Origin of the sequence: Martelella sp. NC20 (assembly GCF_013459645.1) — a bacterium.
Classification (GTDB): domain Bacteria; phylum Pseudomonadota; class Alphaproteobacteria; order Rhizobiales; family Rhizobiaceae; genus Martelella.
Genome location: NZ_CP054862.1, coordinates 61,614 through 82,868, shown reverse-complemented (window position 1 = coordinate 82,868; position 21,255 = coordinate 61,614). Strand labels below are relative to the sequence as shown.

Below are 21,255 nucleotides of genomic sequence, written 5' to 3'. Positions count from 1 at the left end.
CATGGCCTATACGCCGGGCGAGCGCCCCCGGCCCATCGAGATCGTCAGGGGCGTGAGCTTCACGCTGGGACGCGGCAAGGTTCTCGGGTTGATCGGTGAATCGGGAGCCGGAAAATCCACGATCGGGCTTTCGCCTCTGGCTTACGGGCGCGGCGGCGTCACGATTACCGGCGGCGAGGTTCTGCTGGATGGCGTCGACATCCTGAAGCTCGGCAAGGCCGGAACGCGCGCGCTCCGCGGCGCAAGGGTCTGCTACGTCTCGCAATCGGCGGCCGCATCGTTCAACCCCGCCCACAAGCTCGGTGATCAGGTGATTGAGGCGACCATCCGCCATGGGCTGATGAGCCGTTCTGAGGCGCGCGCGCGGGCCATCGAACTTTTCGGCATTCTTGGCCTGCCGGACCCGGAAACCTTCGGAAACCGCTACCCCCATCAGGTCTCCGGCGGGCAGTTGCAGCGGGCGATGACCGCGATGGCGCTGTGCAGCCGGCCGGAACTCATCGTCTTCGATGAACCGACCACGGCGCTGGACGTCACCACCCAGATCGACGTTCTGGCCGCGATCAAGACCGCAATTGTGAAAACCGGAACCGCGGCACTCTACATCACCCATGACCTGGCGGTGGTGGCGCAGGTCGCCGACGACATCATGGTGCTGCGCAACGGCGAAACCGTGGAATACGGCAGCGTCGAAAAGATCATCGAAAATCCGGACGCTGAATACACTCGTGATCTGGTGAATGTCCGTGCGATCCGGCACGCGGAGGCGGCCGACCAGTCCGGCCGCTTCTTCGAGATGACCAATATCTCGGCCTCCTACGGCACCATGCCGGTGCTGTTCGATGTGTCGCTGCACGTTCCCAGGGGGCAGACGCTTGCCATTGTCGGCGAATCCGGGTCGGGGAAATCGACGCTGGCACGGGTGGCCACCGGGCTTCTGCCGCCGACATCCGGCAGCGTGCGCTTTGACGGGGCGGAGCTGCCGCCGGCGCTGAAGAATCGCAGCCGCGAGGAGTTGCGCCGGCTTCAGCTGATCTACCAGATGGCCGATACCGCGATGAACCCGCGTCAGACCGTGGGCGGGATCATTGGCAGGGCGGTGACGTTTTACGATGGCCTCAGCGGTTCCGCGCGCCGCAGCCGCGTCAACGCGCTGCTCGAACAGATCGAAATGGGCAGCGGCTTTTACGACCGCTATCCCGCCGAGCTTTCCGGCGGCCAGAAACAGCGCGTGGCCATTGCCCGCGCGCTTGCCGCGCAGCCGGAGCTGATCATCTGCGACGAGCCGACCTCGGCGCTCGATCCGCTGGTTGCCGACGGTATTTTGAAACTGCTGCTGCAGCTTCAGAAGGAAAAGCAGCTTTCCTATGTCTTCATCACCCACGACATCGCCATTGTCCGCGCCATTGCCGACAGTGTCGCGGTGATGCACCGGGGCAGGCTCGTCCGTTTCGGCCCCAAGTCGGAAGCGCTGAGCCCGCCCTTCGACGACTATACCGATCTGCTGCTCAATTCCGTGCCCGAAATGAAGATCGGCTGGCTGGAGGAAGTGCTGCAAAGCCGCAGGATTTCCAGCGCCGGCAATTGATGAATTCCGGCCGGGCCGCAACGGCGGCCCGCGCCCGTCTCCCGAAAAAATCCGAATACGAGAAGGTAAAACCATGGCGCAACAAGGTTTTTCGACGTCCGAAGACCAGTGGATCACGCTCAAGGACGGCACCCGTCTGGCAACGCGAATCTGGATGCCGGACAGTGCGACGGACACGCCGGTTCCCACCGTGCTGGAATATCTGCCGTACCGCAAACGCGGCGGAACCGACCCGCGCGACGAATCCACCTATCCGGTGTTCGCCGCGGCCGGTATTGCCGGCGTCAGGGTCGATATCCGCGGCTCGGGCGAATCCGACGGCGTCATCGATGGCGAATACACCCCGCGCGAGCTTTCCGATGCCTGCGAAATCCTCGAATGGATTGCCGCCCAGCCCTGGTCGAACGGCAATGTCGGCATGATGGGCATTTCCTGGGGCGGGTTCAACTGCCTGCAGGTGGCCGCTCTCAAACCGCCGCAGCTGAAAGCCGTGATCTCGATCGCCTCCACCGTCGACCGTTACAATGACGATATTCACTACAAGAACGGCACGCATCTTTCCGCGCAACTCTCCTGGGCCGGCACGATGCTGGCCTATCAGTCGCGTTCGCCGGATATCGATCTGGTCGGCGACAAATGGAAGGCGATGTGGCTGGAGCGGCTGGAAGGCGAGCCGTTCTTCATGGAGGAATGGCTCGCGCACCAGCGCCGCGACGATTTCTGGAAACACGGCTCGATCTGCGAGGATTTTGACGGTTTCCCCGTACCGGCGCTGGTTATCGCCGGCTGGGCGGACGGCTATCGCAACACGCCGCTGAAGGCCATCGAGGGCCTGCATGAGCGGGGCAAGGCGATTATCGGCCCGTGGATCCACAAATATCCGCATTTCGCATGGCCGAAGCCGCGCATGGATTTCCACACTGAGGCCATTTCATGGTGGAAACGCTGGCTGGATGACGCCGACAACGGCGCGGAACAGCTGCCGCAGATGCGCGCCTATATTCTCGACGGACCGCGTCCGGCGCTCAGGCGCGAAAATGATCCCGGTTACTGGATTGCCAGGCAGGACTGGCAGCCGCCGCAGACGGAGACCCTGACGGTTGCCGCCGACGGTACGCTCAACGCGACCGGCGCCAGCGAAGGCGCCGGCGATATCTACCTGCGTTCCCCGCTCGATACCGGCATCAGCGGCGGCGAATGGTTCACGTTGAAACCCGACGCGGAAATCGCCGGCGACCAGCGCATCGATGACGGCGGCGCGCTGGTTTTCGAAACCGCGCCGCTTGCCGTGGAAGCCGTCTATCTCGGCGCGCCGGAACTCACCGTCGATGTCGCCTGCCAGGGCGACTGGGAAAACCTCGCCGTCCGCATCGTCGATGTCCATCCCGACGGCACGGAAACCCGCGCCTGCTACGGTGTTCTCAACCTTGCCCATCGCAACGGCAACGCCGAACCCGAGGCCATGGAACATGGCCGCAAGACCCGTATTGCCATGCGGCTCGATGCCATGGGCTACCGTTTTGCGCCCGGTCACCGCATCAAGCTTGCATTTTCGACAAGCTACTGGCCGACCATCCTGCCGTCGCCAGAGGCGCCCGGACTGACGATCGATACGGCCAGCATCCGCCTTTGCCTGCCGCTTCTGGGGCAACATGAGCGCATCACCGTCGCCGAGCCGGAAAATCCCGATCCGTTGCCGCAGTATGAAATGCGGCTGCCGGAGGAAACCCGCCGGTCGGTCGAAAGGAATCTGGTGAGCGGCCTGACCCATTACCGCATCTACGAGGATACCGGGCTGGAAGTGCATCCGGAAAACGGACTGCGCACCCGGGAAATCCGCAACGAGGACTGGTCGATCGACCCGAAGGACCCGCTGTCGATGACGGGCGATATCGGCTGGGAAATCCGGATCGAGCGCGACGGCTGGTCGGTGACGACAAAAACCACGACCGCGATGCGCTGCACGGCGGAAGACTGGATCATTGCCGCCAGCGTGACGGCATTCGAGGGCGACCGGGAGATCTTTGCCAAGGCATTCGAAAAGCGCATCCCGCGCGACTTCATGTAGCCGGCCCGGTCATTGATATCGGCAGGGCAAAGAACCGGCCACGGCGGCGGCGGCGTGGTCTGACAGGCTGCTGCAAAACGGCTTCGTTGGCTGTTGTCGCTTGGCACTTAATTGTAAGAATGCGTTGGTTTTGTTCGGGTTGGGCATTTGGCCGTGAGAATAGAAGGAGTAGATTCTCAAATTAAGTGCATTTGTGAAGTGGTCCGGAACTTTGCGGCTTGGACCAGCATGGTCTCGGCGGCATCGTTGGATCGAGCCCTGTTTTCGCCCATCATGTGACTGCTCAGCATCCGGAGCATTTCGGGACCGGCACGTTCGACGATGGCATCGACAGCGAGGCTGTTGATCATGTGGAAGATATTCGCCGTGATACCCTCGGTGACCTGAAGAACCCGCCGCATCGATTTCGCCGTCAGCACGAGGGTCGACGCAGCGGCGTGTTGCGCAGGATCGACGCCACAAGGGCCTCGAACTGATCGTTCGCCGCCCACCTGCTCAAGGTCAACTGCTCGAACCGGCGTGCAAGTTGGACGTCGCCGCCGATCGCTTCGCGCGCATCGTTGACCCCGAAGCAGACAAGCGAGATCTGAAGGCGGCTACTCAGGAAGCGCAGCGTGTTCAGGACAATCCTCTGCTCGCGATAGGTTCCGGCGAGAATGTTGTGCACTTCGTCGATCACCAGCACCTGTACGCCGATCGCTTCATGATCATGGTCTTGCCCATACCGCTGTTGCCGTAGATCGCGACAGAGGGCATGCGGGTGCCACGTGGATGGTCGAGGAGGGCGCTCAGCCGGTCGAACCGGACGCCATTGCCCGTCGTCGCGCCAATAATGAATACGCGCAGCATCTGATCGACGCGAGTTTCCTGGAAAAACACGAAGCCGCCCGCTAAAGCTGGCTCAGACTGCTGACAAACCCCCTTGGCGGGAGCTGGGGACTTGTGATTCTCATGTCCGTTTTCAAGATTTTTGGCATAGGTATTTCGCGTCGCTTTTTCAGCGTCGACGAGGGGGGATATGCTGCCTATTGCAGGGCGCGGCGGCGCTGAGACGACGGTTGATCAGACTCTGATGCGCGGGTTGGATACCGCAAGACCGTGGTTCGTCTCGGGCCTTCCTCTGTCTCACATAGCGCGTGTCGCCATTTCAGGCTCGCAGAATCACAACGAGGGTTGCCCTGACCGGCCGCCACGCCCAGCAATAAGCAGCGTGATGGAATTGAACTTGTTTTCTCTCCTTCGCGTTGATGCCTCTTCGTCAGGCTGTCTTTGTTGGGGGAATGGGAACTGTTGTCGCAATAGCCCAGACGAAAGCCGCAAGCTCGCGCGCGATGGCGACGATGACAATGTTGGTGGGGCGACCGCTGGCTTGCATGCGCCGATACCGCTGGCATAGCCGCACTTGCGCTTTCCAGGCGATCGCTCTGATTGCTTCAGGCAGCCCCTCCGTTCGCTTCAGGATTTCCTGGTTTACACGCGCGGGCAGTCTGTAGGTCCAGGCGCCTTCGACCAGCATGCGTCGCGCACGGATGTTGCCGGCCTTCGTGATCGACCCACGCGACACGCTGGCACCGGTCGAATGCTCTTTGGGAACCAGCCCCAGCCAGGCCATGAACTGACGCGGATTACTGAAGCGTCTAAAGTCGCCGATCTCCGATACCAATGTCATCGCCGAGATCTGCGCGACACCACGCAGGGCTTGGATCGCTTGGACGATCGGGTTAAGCGACCAATCCTGCAAGAGCTCCACCATTTGCCGTGTCAGCCGGTCGCGCCGCTCCTCGATCTGCTCAATGGCACGAATATATTCTTCCATGGCAATTTGCTGCGCGCGATGATCAAAGCGCTGTGTCGCCAACCAGTTTCGATGAGCCCTTGTCCAGTGAGACCGGCCTTCGAAGACCCGCCCGTGCCGGAGCAGAAACGACAACAGGTGCTGGCGTGCCCGCCGTAGATCCGAGACGGACGCCTCCCGCGCCCGGCAAAGATCGCGCATGGCCTCATGTGTTTCGTCGGGAACCCAAATGGACGACAGTTCACCGGCACGCAACAACGCGGCAAGCGCGACAGCGTCCCGGCGATCCGTCTTGATCTGAAGCCCTGGACGCGTGGGAACCAACGATGGTGCAACGACAAGGCATTCATGGCCAAGATCGCGAAGTTGGCGATACAGTCCGTAGCCTGTCGGGCCAGCCTCATAGCAAAGGCACAGGCGTCCGTGACGTCCTGCAAGCCTATCGACAAATTTGCGCACTGCATCAGCACGGTTGGCGATTTCGCCGTAGTAACGCACCTCTCCCTTGCGGCCAGCTTCCGCCAGGCCAATGGCTATTTTTTCTTTGCTCACATCCAAACCAACGTAAAGTGCTGTATCATCGGTCACGGATCGTCTCCTATGTTTGAGGCTCTGGCTGCAAAGTTAACCCTCGTTGCCAACATATTGCGACGCGAGCCACCATGCCGATCAGGGACATGGGGTCTCAAGATCATTGCTGGTGAGGAGGCCAGCAATGATGGTGCGGCGTTGTTCCTGTTGATGACAAAAGCACTGAGACCGTCGCGCCTGAAGGGCAATTCGGTCAACAGGATCATGTTTGGCGTCACCAGAAACTGCAGCAGAGCGAGGACCGTGATCACGCCGCTGGAAACAGCAACCAGTCCGAACACCCGCACAGCACTTTCGTCGCTCTGGAACAGAATGAGGGTCGTCAGAAACATCAGGCGAGGCAGAGCCAGCGGCAGGATCGCCTCGACTGTGTCGGCCGGCGCCACCGAAATTGTTCCAGTTTTCGAGATCCCGAACTTGGCAAGCTCGCTCCACGCCGGGTCTGCCAGACCGGGAAGCGGCAACAGTTGGAACCCGATGACACATAGCAGAGCCACAAACACCCAGACGAACCAATTCAGCAACCACCCCGCGGCGGCGCCGGGAAAACCCGGAAGGCGGCCCCGATGCCAGCGGCGAGACCACACAGGATGACCGACAGGGCCTGTGTGTTGCGGTCCACTGTTCCGAAGGAAAACACCGCAACGAGCAGGCACAGTGCCCACAAGACGATGGCTGTTCGCGATGCGTAGAAAGCCGGATGAAAACCGCCCATCGACAAGTGATTGTTCGGCATCAGAACGGCCCAGCAGCAAATTTGTCTGTCGTCGTGATGGAGCTCGGAGTCCTGAGTGGTGTCGCCAGTATGGCTCATACACTAGTGACCTGGCCCAAGCCATTGCAACGCAAAATCGGAAAATCCTGTGAGTTCCACAACCACTCTTTGACGGAGGACATCTGCAGGTTTCAGTACCTATGGGTCTGTTACCTCATCCCGGTTGCTGTCCTTCCATCGCGATTGCAACAACCGTGAGCCGAGATAGCGGGCGGCCATTGCGCCGGCCGCAGCGCCAATGCCGTCGGCCATGAGATCGTCCCACTTTGCCTGGTGCCCAAAGTGCGGCTGGATCAGTTCGATGACACCTCCATAAGCGGTGAGGCCCAAGAACACCCAGATCGCCAGTCTCGGCCGCACCAAACTCAGCGGGAAGGCGAGGCTGGCAAAGGTAGGTATCGAGCCATTCGATCAAAGGCGCCGGATTGCTCCGGTGCCTTTGCTATCTCTTTGAAGCCGATCAGGGATCAGTTCGGCTGGATCGGGCCGCCCATGCCGCGGTGCAACTGCATTGGCCGGCCGGGAAGTTCCGTGCCAGCAATCTTCCCATCACCATTGGCATCCATGAACTGAAAGTGGCCTTCGATCACGGGCCGCCCGGTCTCCTCGACAAAAGTTTGAAATTCATCCGGCGAGATGAAACCGTCGCTATTGGCGTCATAGTGCTGGAAACTAGCCATGATGCCCGAACCACGCATGGCCATTCTGTCGCCGCGCGGGCCGACATTGTTCTGGCCGGCAAACTGCCCGGGGCCGCCCTTCATCGAGCCGTTCCAGTCGGGGTTGCGCTGCGCGGCAGCATAACGCGGAGGGTTGACGTTGCCGTTGGCCTGCTGTGCGAACGACGGGATTGCCGCTGCGCCAAGAAAGACGGCTACAAGACTGGTTGCCAGCATCAGATTGCGTTTCATGACATCACCTCTTCTGTTTGATGTTCCGATGACCTCAATCTGGTGGCTTTCTGTCGCACAGCGATGCCGTTTTGGCCCTCAATTGTATCCATTTGTCGCAAGACGGCGTTCTGATACAAATCGCGACACAATTTTCCATGTCTCTGTTCAAGTTGCGCTAAAACGTAAGCATGACAAAGGAACCACATATTCTGATCGTTGATGATCACCGGGAAATCCGGGACGCCGTGCGCAGCTATCTGGAGCGCAACGGCTTCCGCGCCACGACCGCGCGCGACGCGTCCGAGATGAACGATAAAATGCGTGTCGGACAGTTTGATCTCATTGTCCTGGATGTGATGATGCCTGGCGAAGATGGCATCTCTGTGTGTCGCCGGCTAAGCGCCGAAGGCTCGGTTCCGATCCTGATGCTGACAGCCCTTGGCGAGGAAACGGACCGGATCGTCGGCCTGGAGGTTGGTGCCGATGATTATCTCCCGAAACCATTCAATCCACGCGAGCTTCTGGCGCGGATTCGCGCCATTTTGAGGCGATCGGAACGCCATCCGAAGATCGCCGGCGCGCCAACGGGCGAGAAACTCCGTTTCGCCGGCTGGACACTCGATACCGATACACGGCGCCTGATTGCCGATGACGGGCGGGAGGAAAGCCTGACCACCGCCGATTTCCGCATTTTGACCACGCTTCTGGCACGGCCACGTTTCGTTATGAGTCGCGAACAACTTCTTGACGCGACGACAGGGCGCGCCGCCAGTGTTTTTGATCGGACAATCGACAACCAGATCAGCCGGTTGCGGCGCAAGATCGAGCATGATCCGGCAGCACCGGAGATTATCGTCACGGTGCGTGGCGGTGGCTACAGCCTTGCCGTCGACGTCGAGCACCTGTCATGAGATCGCTGCTGCCAAAGACATTGCGCGGACAGATCATCCTTCTGATCGTCATCGCACTTGCTCTGGCGCAAGCGCTGACGCTGTGGCTCTTTGTGGATCAGCGCGCGCTTGCCGTGCGTTCCGCGCTGACACTGGAGGCAGCGGACCGGACCGGCAATACGGCGCGCCTGCTCGAAGATGCGCCGCAGGATCTCTGGCCCGATATTCTGAACGCTGCCAGTTCAACGCTGGTGCAATTCACCGTCTCTGACACCCCCTCTGTTACCGATGGCGAGGGCACGGCGCCCTCCTGGATCAGCCAGCGTATTCAGGCAGCCCTCGGCAATAGCGACCCAGAGGCCGTTCGCGTCATGCTGAATACGGTTCGCGATGCTCCCCCAACCCCCGCGCCGTCCGGCGGTGCGATGATGGGCAGCGGGCCCGGTCAGGGACGGGGAGCGACAATAGGCGGCGGCATGCGGCACTTGCGTCAGCCGGGAAACGATCCTCAGCCGAACCGCGAACCGGTCAGCGCGGTCGAACTCAATCTCTCCGTGGCGCTCACCGGTGGCAGATGGCTGAATGTCACCTCGCGCTTTCGCGAACCACCTTATCAATGGGTGTGGAAGGAGGCTGCGCCCTTTGCGCTCACGGCCGCGCTGCTCGCCGCTGTCTTGTGGCTCGCGCTGGCCCGGCTGGTCGGGCCGCTCAAAAGGCTTGGTCATGCCGCTGACCGACTGGGGCGCGGTGAAGACGTTGAGCTGCTGCCGCTTGGCGGACCCGTCGAGATGCATCAACTCGCGGCGTCCTTCAACGAGATGCAGGCCCGTCTCGACCGTTTCGTGCGCGAACGGACTCAATTGCTCGGCGCGCTCAGTCATGACCTGCGCTCGCCGCTCACAGCTTTGCGGGTTCGCGTCGAAATGGTCGATGACGAGGAAACCCGCGAGCGGATGATTTCCACAATCGAGGAAATGCGTGAAATGGTCGAAGCGACGCTCTCCTTCTCCCGCGGCGCGACCGTGAGCGAGCAGGCTGAAGACGTGTCACTGCGAAGCTTCCTGCTCTTGCTTGCCGAGAATTGCCGGGAAACCGGTGGAACCGTCAATACCGGCGCGATTGCCGATATCCGGTTGCGGCTCAGGGTAACCGCGATGCGCAGGGCGCTGCGCAATCTCGTCGAGAATGCCATCCGCTACGGTCACGAAGCCAGTATTTCAGCCAGCGCTGGGAAGGGACAAGCCATCATCCGGATCGACGACACGGGCCCGGGCATTCCCGGCGACAAGATGGAACAGGTCTTCGAGCCCTTTGTGCGTCTTGAAACATCGCGCTCACGTGAGACAGGCGGCGTCGGTCTGGGACTTGCCATCGCACGGACGACGATCTTCGCCCATGGCGGTGACATAACGCTTGAAAATCGCCCGGAAGGCGGGCTCAGGGTGACCGTTACACTGCCGATGCATGATCAGAACAGAACCCGGATCTACGAGTGACACAGCCCGTGTTGACGGTCAGCATCGGCTCTTGATGGGATACAAACCGTCGACCCCGCCGAAATGATATTCATCCGCGTAAACTGCTAGTAGCCGAACGCGAGCCCAAGTACTTTCCAGCGTCAGGTTAAATTCAGATACAGCCCGCTTGGCTCTATCGTCTCGATACCGGCATAGGGGCTTGCGTGAACCGTCAGCAGCCAGAGGCTTGTTGTTGCTGCAAGCACGTAAAGGAAAATTGCGATACTTCCCGCGCGTGTTCTGTCTGCGTGGGTCACCGCGATCGTGATCGATGTTAAGATCGTCAGCGTCAGCAGCATATACCATTTATACTGATTGACGGTCGTGCTGGCGATGGCGAGGCGCACATCGCGTGTTTCCTGCAGGTCATTGAAAATGGAAACGGTCTGATTGATGATCGGAGCAGGTGCATCGCCCTCGGCGATATCCATGATGATGACACGTATTTTCTGAAGAGCCTGCTCGACCGAAGCCGCTGGATGAAGGTTTCCGTTGGCTCCCCATTCGTCCGAGATTACCTTTTCGCGATAGAACTCCATCGCTACTTCAAGGTCAGGCCTGTTCAGGACCTCGGCTTCAGCGTTTCCGATCAGTCGATTGATCGCGGATCGTTCCGAGGTGAGTTCCTGATCGGCCTTTGCATGCAGTGCCCAGATGTCGGCAGCAACAAAGCCGAGAGACAGAGCCCAGGAAGTCGCAATCGTTCCAATGAATGCGCCCAGCGGTATGACGAGAGCATCAGTGCGCGCATATCGGGCAAAAAGGCACAGGACCCAATAGGTCATGACGAACAAGGCAAGACCGAAGACCAGAAACAGCAGGATTGAGGGAACCAGTGCCAGGTTCAGGAAATACGACATTGAAATCCACTTCAGGGAAAACACGGATCAGGCTTTCCTGAGACTACAATCGCCCGGTTAAAATTCTGATTAGTGACGCTCTCGGGTATGAGCAGCGAACTGAATGCCGGCTGCGGATCCCTGTTACAAACAGCCGGCCCGTTTGGCGATGCCGAACCGGTAGTCTACGTTTTAAACAGAACGCGCGAGAAGAACGGTTGCCGTGCCTTCGATCGTGTCTGCGGTTTTTGTGGAACCGCTGAAGAGCATGTAGCTCCTATGATGGCATCAGCTTACAAAAGATAGAATGTCATTGAAATCGGGTTTCAGGTTTGCGTTTGCCGGACCCGGGGAGAACACATTGAAAAAATATCTCTTTGCATGCGCTTTATCTCTGTGTGTTCCACAAATTCTCCATGCGACTGACAGTATCGCTCCGGCTCCGGACGCCTCGACAGCTTCGGAAGCCAGTGCCTCCGACTGGGCACTTCAGATTACACCAGGCAGCGCCTCACGCGGGTTGACGTCCTGCCAGTACCTTTTCACCGCCAGCTGCTGGTCGTACGGGGGATCGTTCGTCATGGTGCGGTATTCAGGGCCGTGATGGATGACCAGTTCACCATCCAGCCATTCCAGAATAGCGCTGTCGCCGCTGGCGTCCGAGAGTGACAGATGCACCTTCGCCAGTCGTCCGGGCTGATCGGGAACGTCGGCGGTCACCGCGTCGAAAGGATTGGCTTCGATATCGACTACCGCTTCAGCAACGCTGCCGTAATTGTCCAGGAAATACTGCGCCCAGATCGACAGCGACATTTCGGGGTTTGTCCCGTCATTCTTGGGGTATTCGGAGGCCACCAGCCAGAGCATGTTGGCCACCAGGCCGGCTTCGTTCATGCCATCCACCGTGGAGAAGTCATACCCGGAAACAATCATGCTTCCATATTTTTACGTCCAGATCAGCGAATTCTCGCCCGCCTCGCCATTTCGCTCCATTCCGCGCGGGAACACCCACAGGTTGGAAAGCATCGGCAGGCTCCAGTCCATGGAACGCGCCGTCAGAATGCGATCTTCCGGACCATGATAGACAACACGCGTGCAGGCATCGGCGATTGGCGCCGCGGCCACTGAAAGCGCGGCGGCCAGGGTCAGGCTGCGCCAAAGCGATCTGTTTGCTTTCAAAATCATCCCTCCAGTTTCGTACAGCGGTCACCCTTTGAGCCCAAGGGAAACAACCGGCTGAACCAGCTTGGATGGTCGCAAGTGGATCGGTCAAGGTTAAGTGACGACAAACACACCCCAAGCGTCTTGTCCTAGGCCCAAAGGTCTTGAAGGAATATGAACCGGCGGCCCTATCGCTACGACATCCTTCTGCATAGAATTCAAATACTCGTACTTCCACGGAGAAAGGAATTCCTAACTTCAAGTTGTCACTGCAGCTTAGAACCGATAGAGCGCTGCGGGATTGTCCTGCAGCACCGCCCTGAGGCCTTCTTGCGGCAGAACCCGTTTCAGCAAATCGAGCATCGGCGCGAGACGCGGCACGGGCGGCGGCGTCATCACGTGGGGCCAGTCACTGCCCCAGAGGCAGCGATCGGGCCAGCCCTGCACAAGCCGCAAAACCAGATCGGCGAGGTCATCATAGTTGTCCGGCCGTGTGCTGACCCGGGTGGGCGTGTCTTCCAGCCGGATTTCATGCTCCCAGGGAATGTTGAGGTCGTATTCGTACAAAAACCGGCTGCCCTTGCGCAGTTTCAGGTCGCCGAGCACGATGTTGGCAGATTCGGCACTCAGCTCCCATGACCCGTAGCAGACCGTGTGCACGACGAACTGATACAGATGAATGTCGTCCCAACCCATCGCGACCTGGAGAACGCCATGGAACTTTCGCAAGGTCATGGTCGATGGCACCTGCACCCGGCGCCAGACCATCGGGCTCAGACCTTTCAGCCAGACCCGGAATTGCAGGACCGCGGGCGTTTCATCCGGCGTGGGTGGGCTGCCTGTTGCGGCTGGCGAATGTCGTTTCTTGCGGGCTGGTTTCAAAAATGCAGGCCTCGGCGGGTAGGGCGATAATCATCGCTCACTCATACCGCATTCACCCAACGCCGGCATCTGCCACATAATTCCTCATGCTCTCGATATCGTACTCGACGTACCGGCCGAGGGCGGCGCCTTTCCGGTTCTCGCCCTTCGCGAAGGCGCGCGCGAACGGACCGGCAGCATGTCCGGCTATGACTGACGGATCGACGGTGCAGACCAGTTGCGCGCGCGCCGTGGCGACCGCATCCGGCTCGCCATGACCAACATGTCGACGATGGGTCACCCTATGCATCTGCATGGCCACCACTTCCGGGTCGTCGGCCTCAATGGCAAGGCGATGGACGGGGCACTGCGCGACACTGTCTATGTGCCGCCGATGGCGACGGTCGATATCGCATTCGTCGCCGACAATCCCGGCCACTGGCCCTTCCATTGCCACCACCTCTATCACATGGCGAGCGGCATGATGGCTTACGTCGACTACGAAGGATCGATCTGAAGCGGGTCAAAACCGTCGCGCTCCACATGAACGCCAAAGCGGGTGGAATGATCAATAGAAGGGCAGCAGCAAGGAAGGAAGCGCTGCGATGCCACCCCGGACGAAATAGGACTGTGTGAAATTCACACTGCTGCCTCCGGTATCGGACCGCATCCAGACCGCAGCGGTTGCCCAGAAAGGATATGGAACGGCGACCCTGTGGTTGTGATACTCTTCCGCATAAAGTTCCAATACCCGAACACGAATTTGGGCCCGGTGGGATGACAAAAATGGGGCCGTTTAGCGCGGCAGACCTCGTTCTCCGCCCCATGCATGACACCTGCTGGCAGGTGGAGATCTCTTGAAAACAGACAGGGCCAACACCTCTGTGAGGAAATAGCTGGCACCTGGGCTTTCGATAACATGGGTTGGCGAGGGTTACGCCGATGACGACCTGCTTATCTGAAGCGGCTCGCTCGGTGTCGCGCCAAAGTGGCGCTAAATTGCGGCAGGACAGCTTGTCGGCGCGGAACGAGCCCTTCTCAATCTTCGCGCGAGTGCGGCTGTATGTTTGAGTGTTTTCAAAGGCCTCAATAGCCAAGGAACGATGAAACCCTGAACAAAAGTCACTTTCTCTTGCATGGCGCGGTACGAGCGGCCTATTGTTTCATGGAATTCCTGTTCAAACTACAACCAAAGTAGACACTATTCTTCAGCAAACGCACTGCCCCGCAAGCTCCACAAACCGGGAGACAATCCGTATGAAAAAGAACCTTCTGCTTTCCTCCTGCCTCGCGCTCGCGCTGGCTGCGCCAGCCTATGCTGCGAGCCCGCAGCCGGATGAAACGCTGGCCGGCGATCAGAGCCTTAACTACTGGCTGCTCGATGCCATCAAGACCAAAGATCCGCAGCTCAACAGCGCGACCGAAGGCTCGGATGTGGCACGGCAGCTCTTCGAGGGCCTTTATAACCAGAATAATGCCGGTGAGCTGGTGCCGGGCGTTGCTACCGATTACGAGGTTTCCGAAGATCAGACCGTCTATACCTTCCACCTTCGTCCCGAGGCTAAATGGTCGAACGGCGAGCCGGTAACGGCTGAGGATTTTGTGTTCGCCTGGCAGCGCCTTGCTGATCCGGCAACCGGTTCGACCTATGCCTGGTATGAAGAGCTGATGAATGTGAAAAACGCGTCCGCGATCGTCGCCGGCGAAGTGGATCCTTCAGAACTCGGTGTTAAGGCTGTCGATGATCACACATTCGAGGTCACGCTAGATAGCCCGATCCCTTATTTCATCAAGATGACGACTCACACATCAACCTTTCCGGTCAATAGGGCCGTGGTTGAGGAGTTTGGCGATCAGTGGACGCTGCCAGAAAACATGGTTGGCAACGGCGCCTACAAGCTTGTTGAAGATAAGCTCGGCCAGGATCTGACCCTCGAGCGCAACGAGAACTACTGGGACAACGACAACACCGTCATCGAAACCATCCATTTCCAGGCGATCAACGACAAGAACGCAGCGCTGACGCGTTATCTTGCCGGTGAGCTGGACCGTATTGAGCTGCCTTCCGGCCAGTTCCCGCGTTTGAAGGAAGAATATCCGGATCAGACCCATGCCGTGCCGAGATCCTGCACCTATGCTTATCTGTTCAACGTTTCCGAAAAGGGCCCGGAAGCGCTGAAGGATGTGCGTGTGCGCAAGGCGCTTTCCTATGCGCTGAACCGCGATATCATCGTCGACAACATTACCCGCGGCGGCCAGAAACCTGCCTATAGCTGGACCTACTATGCGACGGCCGACTTTAAGCCGCCGGTGACCGACTATTCCGAGTGGACACAGGCCGAGCGCAACGAAAAGGCAATCGAGCTTTTGAAGGAAGCGGGCTATGACAAAAGCAACCCGCTGGAACTGACGCTTTCCTATAACACCTCCGACGACCACAAGAAGATCGCGATCGCTGCACAGCAGTTCTGGAAGGCGATCGGCGTCAATGTCACGCTCAACAATACAGAGTGGAAGGTCTATCTCGACCATCTGAAAAACAAGGAATTCGACATCGGCCGCTACGCCTGGTGCGGCGATTATGACGAAGCATCGACCTATCTCGACTATTTCCGCTCCGGCGGCATGAATTATGGCGGTTTTTCAGATCCCGACTACGATGCAGCGATGAAGGCATCGCTGACGGCCGACAGCCCGTCGACCGACTACGACAAGGCCGAGCAGATTCTGGCGGAGGAAATGCCGCTGGCGCCGATCTATTTCTATTCGACTCCGGTGATGGTTCCCGCCGACCTGAAGGGTCTGCCGGTCCAAAACGTGCTGCAGAACTGGTACGCGAAAGATCTCTATCGCGTTGCCAACTGAGGTCTGAAACCGGCTCTCGGGGGCGGCGGCGTTTGCCGCAGCCTCCGGTGAGGCCGCATCGTTCGATTTGTCCCGACCCAGAAAGCCTCTGTCCTCTTGGGCCCGGGTGAAGGACTGGAGCACAAGGCTGAGCCTGGCCGAACATGACTGGTTACATCATAAAGCGCCTGTTTGTGGCGATTCCGACGATCCTGCTGCTGATCGTCTTTTCCTTTTTCCTCATGCATGCCGCGCCCGGCGGCCCATTTTCGTCCGAACGCGCCTTGCCGCCGCAGGTGCTTGCGAACATCAATGCGAAATATGGTCTCGACCAGCCTCTGTGGAAACAGCTTTTCGATTACATCTGGGGCATCGTCTCGCGGTTCGATTTTGGACCGTCATTCGTCTATCCTGACCAGACGGTGAACTCGATCATATCGCAGGGATTCCCCGTGACCCTCACCTATGGCCTGCTGTCGGCCATCGTCGCGGTGTTGGTCGGGGTGACATTGGGCGTGATTGCCGCTGTGCGGCACAACACATGGCTGGACAGCCTGGCCGTCGGCATTTCGGTTGGCGCACAGGTTCTACCGAACTTCGTCATGGCCCCGATCCTTGTTCTGGTATTTACACTTTGGTTGCGCTGGCTGCCCGGCGGTGGCTGGGAAGGCCTTGGCCATCCTGCCTATATGGTGATGCCGGTGATTGCGCTTTCGACATCCTATATGGCGTCTCTGGCCCGCATCACCCGCTCCTCAATGCTGGAAGTCCTCAACTCCAATCATATCCGCACGGCGAAGGCCAAGGGCTTGCCGATGCGCCGTGTGGTGATGAGACATGCGCTGAAGCCGTCGCTGCTGCCGGTCATTTCCTATCTCGGTCCCGCCTTTGTCGGGATGATCACCGGCTCGGTGGTGATCGACATGTATTTTTCAACGGGCGGCATCGGGAAATTCTTTGTCGAATCGGCGCTTAACCGTGACTACGCCGTGATGATGGGTATTACCATCCTGCTCGGCACGCTCACCATCGCCTTCAATCTCTTTGTCGATATCCTGTACGCGTGGATCGACCCGAAAATCAGGTATTGAGCCATGCTGATCGAAAGACAGAAAATGGAAAGCCTTTCGGAGGCCATGGCTGACGAGGCCGAGAAGGGGCGCTCGCCCTGGGCCGACGCCCGGGTGCGGTTCTTCAAGAACAGACAGGCGGTTATCGGGCTCTGTCTGCTGATCTTCGTCATGGCTTTTGCCGTTTTCGGCCCTTGGATTTCCCGCTGGCCGATTGACGAGATCGATTTCATGGTGATGGGCGACATTGTGCATGACGGAGCGCCCTCCTTCGCCAACGGTCACTATTTTGGCACGGATGATCTCGGCCGTGATCTTTTCGCCCGTACGGTGCTCGGCACGCAGATCTCGCTGACCGTCGGCCTTATCGGCGCCTCGATTGCGGTCGTCGTCGGCACGATTTATGGCGCGGCGTCTGGGTTTCTCGGTGGCCGGATCGATAATCTCATGATGCGGACCGTCGATATCCTGCTCGCCATTCCCTACATGTTCGTGCTCATCCTGCTGCTGGTCATGTTCGGCCGTTCGATCGTGTTGCTTTTTGTCGGTATCGGGCTTTTGTCATGGCTTGATATGAGCCGCATCGTGCGCGGCCAGACCCTTTCGCTGAAAGGTCGTGAGTATGTTGAGGCAGCGCGGGCGACGGGGGTGGCGTCAGGGACGATCATCCGCCGTCATATCGTTCCCAATCTTCTGGGCGTGGTCATTGTCTACGCGACGCTTCTGGTCCCGGGCATGATTCTGTCGGAAAGCTTCATTTCTTTCCTCGGCCTCGGTGTCCAGGAGCCGCTGACCAGTCTTGGCGCGCTGATTTCCGAAGGCGCAGCAACGATGAATTACGGCACGCTCTGGCAGCTCGTCTTCCCGCTTTTCTTCTTCATCGTCACATTGTTCTCGTTCTTCTTTCTGGGCGACGGCCTGCGCGATGCGCTAGACCCGAAGGATCGCTGACATGACGCTTCTCGACGTTTCCAAACTGGATATCCGGTTCACCACAAATTCCGGTCCCGTCTACGCCGTGCGCGGCGTAGACTTCAGGCTCGATCGCGGCGAAACGTTGGCAATCGTCGGTGAAAGCGGTTCGGGCAAAAGCCAGACGGTTTTCGCAATAATGGGTCTGCTTGCCTCCAATGGCGTCGCTTCCGGCTCGGTGAGCTTCGATGGCACCGAAATCCTCAATGCCCCGCCAAGGGTGATCAATCCCATCCGCGCCAACCGCATGGCAATCGTTTTTCAGGATCCGATGACCTCGCTGAATCCCTATATGCGGGTTTCCGAGCAGATGGCGGAAGTGCTTCAGCTTCACAAGGGCATGTCGAAGCGCTCCGCGATCGCGGAAAGCGTGCGCATGCTTGATGCCGTGCGTATTCCCGACGCGAATTCGCGGATCAGTCTCTATCCGCACGAGTTCTCAGGCGGCATGCGCCAGCGGGTGATGATCGCCATGGCGCTGCTCTGTCGCCCCGAAGTATTGATAGCCGATGAGCCGACCACGGCGCTTGACGTGACTGTTCAGGCCCAGATCATGCGGCTGCTTTCCGAGCTTCAGCGCGAATTCGGCATGGCTCTCATTCTCATCACCCACGACCTCGGTGTGGTCGCAGGTGCGGCCGAACGGGCGATGGTGATGTATGGCGGGCAGGTCATGGAAAAAGGCCCGGTCGACACACTGTTCAAGGACGCAACGCATCCGTACACGCGCGGGCTTATCGGCTCCATTCCACGCGTTGACCGCAATGACGAAATGCTGCGGTCCATTCCCGGTAATCCGCCCAATATGGCCCGCCTGCAGCAGGGCTGTCCGTTCGCGCCGCGTTGCGATTTCGCCGGCGAGGACTGTCTTGAACATCTCGAACCTTTGACAGAGTTCGCGCCGGGCCGGCTGCGCGCCTGCAACAGGCCGATTGTCGAGGTAACCGGCGGCGACGCGGAAGCCAGAGGAGACGTGCAATGACGAGTGATGTTCTGCTGAAGGCGGAAGACGTCCGCGTCACCTTTGATATTTACCGCCCGGGCGGTATGCCCTGGCACAAGCCGCTGTCACTGCATGCTGTCAATGGCGTCAGCTTCGAACTTCGTCCGGGCGAGACACTGGGCGTTGTCGGAGAATCCGGTTGCGGCAAGTCGACGTTGGCGCGCGCGATGATCCGCATGGTCCCGGCAACCGGCTCGGCGCTCTGGAACGGAGAGACGAATCTGCTGGAGCTTTCTCCGCGCGAAATGCTGCTTTACCGCAGAGATATCCAGATGATCTTTCAGGACCCTCTGGCAAGCCTCAACCCGCGAATGAAGGTCGGCGATATCATCGCGGAGCCACTGATCACTCATCAGAAGGGAATGGCAAAAGAAGAGGTTCGAGCACGGGTTCAGGAAATGATGAGCCGCGTGGGTCTTCTGCCCAACCAGATCAACCGTTATCCGCATGAGTTTTCCGGCGGCCAGTGCCAGCGTATCGGCATCGCTCGCGCGCTGATCGTCCGTCCGAAGCTGATTATATGCGACGAGCCGGTCTCGGCGCTTGATGTGTCGATCCAGGCCCAGGTCATCAACCTGCTGATGGAATTGCAACGTGAGCTGGGCCTTGCGCTGATGTTCATTGCCCACGACCTGTCGGTGGTCAAGCACATCTCGACGCGGGTCATGGTGCTTTATCTCGGGCGTGTGATGGAAGTGGCGCCGAGTGATGAGCTTTATGCCTCGCCTCAACATCCCTATACACAGGCCCTGCTTTCTGCCGTGCCGATTCCCGATCCCGAGATCGAGCGCAAAAAGAAGGCACTGCCGCTTGAAGGCGACCTGCCGAGCCCCCTCAATCCGCCATCGGGCTGCGTTTTCCGCACTCGTTGTCCCCGGGCGACGGCAATCTGCGCCGAAGAGATCCCGGCTCTCCGCACTGATCCGGACAAAGGACCTCAACACAGTTTCGCCTGCCACCACCCCGGGCCTGAGATAGAGGCTGTGCACGCATGATCAAGTTTACCACCTGTGATATCCGGAAAGGAAGGACGAGCCGGTTTACCTAGACTAAATGTTCGCCTTGGGACCGGGTGACCCGTCTCACACTATGCAGGTATCGAGGGTTGCGTAAGTTAACCTCACACAGAGCCTCATGCATAGGAGACGGGCCATGGACTATATTCAGAATCATGGGCTCGCTGCGCAACTTTCGGAGCGGCAAATTCCATGCCTATGGTCAACATACGGTTAAGCCCGAAAATTCGCGACATTTGCGACAGGCCCCTTACGATTCAATGCTGGATTTCCCAGGCCCTGCACACGGTCGACAATGAGAGACGACAATACAAGCTACTTGAGCCACATCTCTCTTGTTTCCGATTTTTTGAAATCCCACCCGTCTCAGGGGCGTTGATACAGAACAGGCACGACATGCGAGAGCATCGGCGTACCCGGCTCGATGAGGTGCATGGCAAATTGTGCGGGTTCGTCTGAGAAGCTGTATGGCTGGTTATCACGCAGATCGAAGGTGATCTGGTGCGATGACGAGGGTGACACGAAAACGGGGGCGCCGCCGCAGGAACCGATGATCGCCCGATGCATGTGCCCGCACAGAATACCCCTGACCTTTCCATGCGCTTCGACCAGACGTGCAAGGCGCTCCCGCCCTTCAAGCAACCCCATGGAATCCATATCGCGCAGACCAGTGGTCAGCGGCGGATGATGCATGAAAATCAGAACGTCGTTTTGTCGTTGACGCGCAAGTGCGTCCTCAAGCCAGTTGAGCCGGGCTTGGCAGAGCTCTCCGTGCGGCGCACCTTCGACCAGCGTATCCAGACCAATGATGGTGATCGGGAAGCGGCTGTCACACAAGCAAAGATGACCTGAGTCCGTATTCCCGACAAAATCGGCAAGTGCCTCACGCATTGGCGCGCGGGCATCATGGTTTCCCGGCACGGCCAGAACGGTCAATCCGAGTTTGCTGAGTGCCGCGCCGACATATTGATACTCCTCGAGCGTTGCGTCCTCACCAAGGTCCCCGGAAAAAAGAACGATGTCGGGCTGAACGAGCTGCTTTGCAAGGTTGGCCATCAGTCGGTCGAACGACGCCTTCGTATCGAAGCGCCCGGCAAGCTTTCCGTCGCCAAGCAGAAGGTGACTGTCGGTGATCTGAGCTATCAGCATAAACCGTTCCTTTTCAAAACACTGCGGAGATATGGCGCGACGAAACCGCGCCGATCCTAGCATGCTGCGACGTCGATCCGAAGCGCACGCCGACATCAAAATGTGATATCTCTAATTATAAAACCTCAAAACACTCATTTTACGAAATGCGGCTTCATGGCTTACTTAGCCATCGTTTACTTTATTTCCTTCATAAAACTGATAAAAATGAGGCATATTCGTT

At 58.9% G+C, this 21,255-nt stretch carries 18 protein-coding genes and 2 pseudogenes; 10 read left to right on the top strand and 10 right to left on the bottom strand.

All coding sequences use genetic code 11. From position 1 onward, the window contains the following. Window position 1: 1 nt before the first annotated feature. A complete protein-coding gene (locus HQ843_RS27000; protein WP_180902768.1) occupies window positions 2-1,588 on the top strand; it encodes an ABC transporter ATP-binding protein in 1,587 nt (528 codons plus the stop codon). A gap of 73 nt (window positions 1,589-1,661) precedes the next feature. Beyond that, window positions 1,662-3,656, top strand: a complete 1,995-nt coding sequence (locus tag HQ843_RS26995) for a CocE/NonD family hydrolase (protein WP_180902670.1) — start codon at window positions 1,662-1,664, stop codon at window positions 3,654-3,656. Window positions 3,657-3,832: 176 nt separating this feature from the next. On the opposite strand, the pseudogene HQ843_RS26990 reads toward HQ843_RS26995, so the two are convergent. The 5 genes and pseudogenes from HQ843_RS26990 to HQ843_RS26970 form a co-directional block, all read right to left on the bottom strand. After that, window positions 3,833-4,454: pseudogene (locus tag HQ843_RS26990) on the bottom strand (TniB family NTP-binding protein); the annotation flags it as partial. Window positions 4,455-4,914: 460 nt separating this feature from the next. After that, window positions 4,915-6,039, bottom strand: a complete 1,125-nt coding sequence (locus HQ843_RS26985; protein WP_180902691.1) for an IS110 family RNA-guided transposase — start codon at window positions 6,037-6,039, stop codon at window positions 4,915-4,917. Then, window positions 6,036-6,566 carry a DUF2065 family protein gene (locus HQ843_RS26980; protein WP_180902671.1) on the bottom strand — a complete coding sequence of 177 codons (531 nt, stop codon included), beginning with the start codon at window positions 6,564-6,566 and terminating at the stop codon, window positions 6,036-6,038. Before HQ843_RS26980 ends, HQ843_RS26985 begins: the two co-directional genes overlap by 4 nt. Further along, window positions 6,560-6,856: a hypothetical protein gene (locus tag HQ843_RS26975; RefSeq protein WP_180902672.1), complete on the bottom strand. Its 297-nt coding sequence runs from the start codon at window positions 6,854-6,856 to the stop codon at window positions 6,560-6,562. The genes HQ843_RS26980 and HQ843_RS26975 overlap by 7 nt, the downstream gene beginning before the upstream one ends. A 428-nt stretch (window positions 6,857-7,284) precedes the next feature. Continuing rightward, entirely contained in the window at window positions 7,285-7,728 is a 444-nt protein-coding gene (locus HQ843_RS26970) for an EF-hand domain-containing protein (protein ID WP_180902673.1), read from the bottom strand. Window positions 7,729-7,898: 170 nt separating this feature from the next. Here HQ843_RS26970 and HQ843_RS26965 point away from each other — a divergent pair, with 170 nt between their 5' ends. Both HQ843_RS26965 and HQ843_RS26960 read left to right on the top strand, forming a co-directional pair. Then, window positions 7,899-8,621, top strand: coding sequence for a response regulator (locus tag HQ843_RS26965; RefSeq protein WP_180902674.1), 723 nt, complete (start codon window positions 7,899-7,901; stop codon window positions 8,619-8,621). After that, on the top strand, window positions 8,618-10,096 hold the full coding sequence (locus HQ843_RS26960) for an ATP-binding protein (RefSeq protein WP_180902675.1): 1,479 nt from the start codon (window positions 8,618-8,620) through the stop codon (window positions 10,094-10,096). Before HQ843_RS26965 ends, HQ843_RS26960 begins: the two co-directional genes overlap by 4 nt. 122 nt (window positions 10,097-10,218) lie before the next feature. Here the strand turns inward: HQ843_RS26960 and HQ843_RS26955 are convergent, their stop codons facing one another. The 4 genes from HQ843_RS26955 to HQ843_RS26945 form a co-directional block, all read right to left on the bottom strand. After that, entirely contained in the window at window positions 10,219-11,001 is a 783-nt protein-coding gene (locus HQ843_RS26955) for a bestrophin-like domain (RefSeq protein ID WP_246710481.1), read from the bottom strand. A 444-nt stretch (window positions 11,002-11,445) separates the two neighbouring features. Beyond that, the gene (locus HQ843_RS30150) at window positions 11,446-11,850 is read right to left on the bottom strand and encodes a linear amide C-N hydrolase (protein ID WP_371822229.1); all 405 of its coding nucleotides are present in this window, start codon (window positions 11,848-11,850) and stop codon (window positions 11,446-11,448) included. Window positions 11,851-11,901: 51 nt separating this feature from the next. Further along, window positions 11,902-12,135, bottom strand: coding sequence for a hypothetical protein (locus tag HQ843_RS30145; RefSeq protein WP_371822230.1), 234 nt, complete (start codon window positions 12,133-12,135; stop codon window positions 11,902-11,904). Between the two features lie 258 nt (window positions 12,136-12,393). Then, window positions 12,394-12,999: an IS1096 element passenger TnpR family protein gene (locus HQ843_RS26945; protein ID WP_210280286.1), complete on the bottom strand. Its 606-nt coding sequence runs from the start codon at window positions 12,997-12,999 to the stop codon at window positions 12,394-12,396. Window positions 13,000-13,090: 91 nt separating this feature from the next. Between HQ843_RS26945 and HQ843_RS26940 the strand changes: the two are divergent. The 6 genes and pseudogenes from HQ843_RS26940 to HQ843_RS26915 form a co-directional block, all read left to right on the top strand. Further along, window positions 13,091-13,495, top strand: a pseudogene (locus HQ843_RS26940) (multicopper oxidase domain-containing protein); the annotation flags it as partial. A gap of 740 nt (window positions 13,496-14,235) precedes the next feature. Next, window positions 14,236-15,843, top strand: coding sequence for a peptide ABC transporter substrate-binding protein (locus HQ843_RS26935; protein WP_180902677.1), 1,608 nt, complete (start codon window positions 14,236-14,238; stop codon window positions 15,841-15,843). 143 nt (window positions 15,844-15,986) lie between these two features. After that, the gene (oppB, locus tag HQ843_RS26930) at window positions 15,987-16,913 is read left to right on the top strand and encodes an oligopeptide ABC transporter permease OppB (RefSeq protein WP_180902678.1); all 927 of its coding nucleotides are present in this window, start codon (window positions 15,987-15,989) and stop codon (window positions 16,911-16,913) included. A gap of 3 nt (window positions 16,914-16,916) precedes the next feature. Then, window positions 16,917-17,843, top strand: a complete 927-nt coding sequence (locus HQ843_RS26925) for an ABC transporter permease subunit (RefSeq protein ID WP_180902679.1) — start codon at window positions 16,917-16,919, stop codon at window positions 17,841-17,843. Between the two features lies 1 nt (window position 17,844). Then, the gene (locus HQ843_RS26920; protein ID WP_180902680.1) at window positions 17,845-18,846 is read left to right on the top strand and encodes an oligopeptide/dipeptide ABC transporter ATP-binding protein; all 1,002 of its coding nucleotides are present in this window, start codon (window positions 17,845-17,847) and stop codon (window positions 18,844-18,846) included. Further along, window positions 18,843-19,862, top strand: a complete 1,020-nt coding sequence (locus tag HQ843_RS26915) for an ABC transporter ATP-binding protein (protein WP_180902681.1) — start codon at window positions 18,843-18,845, stop codon at window positions 19,860-19,862. The genes HQ843_RS26920 and HQ843_RS26915 overlap by 4 nt, the downstream gene beginning before the upstream one ends. Window positions 19,863-20,249: 387 nt before the next feature. Here HQ843_RS26915 and HQ843_RS26910 read toward each other — a convergent pair whose 3' ends face one another. Next, on the bottom strand, window positions 20,250-21,032 hold the full coding sequence (locus HQ843_RS26910; protein WP_180902682.1) for a phosphodiesterase: 783 nt from the start codon (window positions 21,030-21,032) through the stop codon (window positions 20,250-20,252). Window positions 21,033-21,255 lie beyond the last annotated feature (223 nt).

Coding starts and splice junctions, on each gene's coding strand:
- HQ843_RS27000 (WP_180902768.1), top strand. CDS start 2: ATGGCCTATACGCCGGGCGAGCGCCCCCGGCCCATCGAGATCGTCAGG.
- HQ843_RS26995 (WP_180902670.1), top strand. CDS start 1,662: ATGGCGCAACAAGGTTTTTCGACGTCCGAAGACCAGTGGATCACGCTC.
- HQ843_RS26975 (WP_180902672.1), bottom strand. CDS start 6,856: ATGAGCCATACTGGCGACACCACTCAGGACTCCGAGCTCCATCACGAC.
- HQ843_RS26970 (WP_180902673.1), bottom strand. CDS start 7,728: ATGAAACGCAATCTGATGCTGGCAACCAGTCTTGTAGCCGTCTTTCTT.
- HQ843_RS26965 (WP_180902674.1), top strand. CDS start 7,899: ATGACAAAGGAACCACATATTCTGATCGTTGATGATCACCGGGAAATC.
- HQ843_RS26960 (WP_180902675.1), top strand. CDS start 8,618: ATGAGATCGCTGCTGCCAAAGACATTGCGCGGACAGATCATCCTTCTG.
- HQ843_RS30150 (WP_371822229.1), bottom strand. CDS start 11,850: ATGAACGAAGCCGGCCTGGTGGCCAACATGCTCTGGCTGGTGGCCTCC.
- HQ843_RS26935 (WP_180902677.1), top strand. CDS start 14,236: ATGAAAAAGAACCTTCTGCTTTCCTCCTGCCTCGCGCTCGCGCTGGCT.
- oppB (WP_180902678.1), top strand. CDS start 15,987: ATGACTGGTTACATCATAAAGCGCCTGTTTGTGGCGATTCCGACGATC.
- HQ843_RS26925 (WP_180902679.1), top strand. CDS start 16,917: ATGCTGATCGAAAGACAGAAAATGGAAAGCCTTTCGGAGGCCATGGCT.
- HQ843_RS26920 (WP_180902680.1), top strand. CDS start 17,845: ATGACGCTTCTCGACGTTTCCAAACTGGATATCCGGTTCACCACAAAT.
- HQ843_RS26915 (WP_180902681.1), top strand. CDS start 18,843: ATGACGAGTGATGTTCTGCTGAAGGCGGAAGACGTCCGCGTCACCTTT.
- HQ843_RS26910 (WP_180902682.1), bottom strand. CDS start 21,032: ATGCTGATAGCTCAGATCACCGACAGTCACCTTCTGCTTGGCGACGGA.